The sequence below is a fragment of the Oleiphilus sp. HI0125 genome (assembly GCF_001635355.1).
Genome location: NZ_LWGF01000944.1, coordinates 1 through 1,406, shown reverse-complemented (window position 1 = coordinate 1,406; position 1,406 = coordinate 1). Strand labels below are relative to the sequence as shown.

At 46.1% G+C, this 1,406-nt stretch carries 1 protein-coding gene and 1 pseudogene; both read left to right on the top strand.

All coding sequences use genetic code 11. From position 1 onward, the window contains the following. On the top strand, positions 1–828 hold an 828-nt coding region (gene tsf, locus A3762_RS16205; protein WP_068756624.1), incomplete at its 5' end, for a translation elongation factor Ts. A gap of 176 nt (positions 829–1,004) precedes the next feature. Next, positions 1,005–1,406, top strand: a pseudogene (locus tag A3762_RS16200) (uridine monophosphate kinase); the annotation flags it as partial.

Sequence of the window (1,406 nt, the reverse complement as noted above, 5' to 3'; positions counted from 1 at the left end):
AAAGAGCTTCGTGAGCGTACTGGTCTTGGTATGCTTGAGTGTAAAAAAGCACTCGCTGAGACGGACGGTGATGTAGATAAGGCAATTGAAGAATTGCGTAAGAAGAGCGGTATGAAAGCAGCTAAGAAAGCTGGTCGTACTGCTGCAGAAGGTGTTGTTGTTGTTAAAGTTGCTGACGACGCGTCAAAAGCAATGTTGGTAGAAGTTAACTCAGAAACAGATTTTGCTGCGAAGAACGAAGACTTTTTGGCGTTTGCTAATAAGGTTGCAGAAGAGGCGTTTGCTAGCGGTTCAACTGATGTTGCTGGTTTGTTAGATGCTGAGCGTGAAGCGCTTGTTCAAAAAGTTGGTGAGAATATCTCTCCTCGTCGCGCTGTAGCTCTTGAGGGTGCAGTTGTTGGTTCATACGTTCACTCAAACAACCGTATTGGTGCAATTGTTGTGCTATCTGGTGGTTCTGCTGAGTTAGCTAAAGATATCGCTATGCACGCAACTGCGGTAAACCCTCGTGTTCTTCGCCCAGAAGATATGGCTGAAGAAGAGTTAGAGAAAGAGAAAGAAATCATTAAGGCGCAACCTGANATGGAAGGTAAGCCTGCAGAGATCGTTGAGAAAATGATGGGTGGTCGTATCAAGAAGTTCCTTAAAGAGAACTCTATGACAGAGCAGCCTTTCGTTAAAAATCCAGAGCTTACTGTTGGCCAGTTAGCGAAAGAAGGTGGTGCTGAGATCGTATCTTTCGTTCGCCTTGAAGTGGGTGAAGGTATTGAGGTTGAAGAGACTGACTTTGCAGCTGAAGTTGCTGCTCAGTTGGCTGGCGATGCTTAATCTCCATATCTAATATGCGATCTAAAGAAGTGTTTTTGTCGTAGCGGCAAACTCTGCTTCTTGCTACAATTCGCGCCGGTGCCGTACCTTAAGCTTTAAGGTGCGGCATTGTTTTATATGGCGTCAGAAAAACTAAGGTGACGCTACGCTCAAATACGCTTTTCAGGACACGACATATGCCAACAAACTTGCAGCCAAAATATAAGCGAGTGCTACTTAAATTAAGTGGCGAAGCCCTCATGGGTGATGAGAACTTCGGTATCGACCCAAAGGTACTGGATCGTATGGCGCTGGAAGTTGGTCAACTAATCGGTATTGGCGTGCAGGTAGGTATGGTAATCGGCGGCGGTAACTTGTTCCGAGGTGCTGCGTTAAGCGCTGCGGGCATGGATCGTGTAACGGGTGATCATATGGGAATGCTTGCAACTGTAATGAACGCACTTGCAATGCGCGATGCTTTAGAGCGGTCTAATATTTCCACGCGTGTTATGTCTGCAATACCAATGAGTGGTGTTGTCGAGCACTATGATCGTAGGACCGCGATGCGTTGGTTGAAAGACGGCGATGTTGTTATTTTT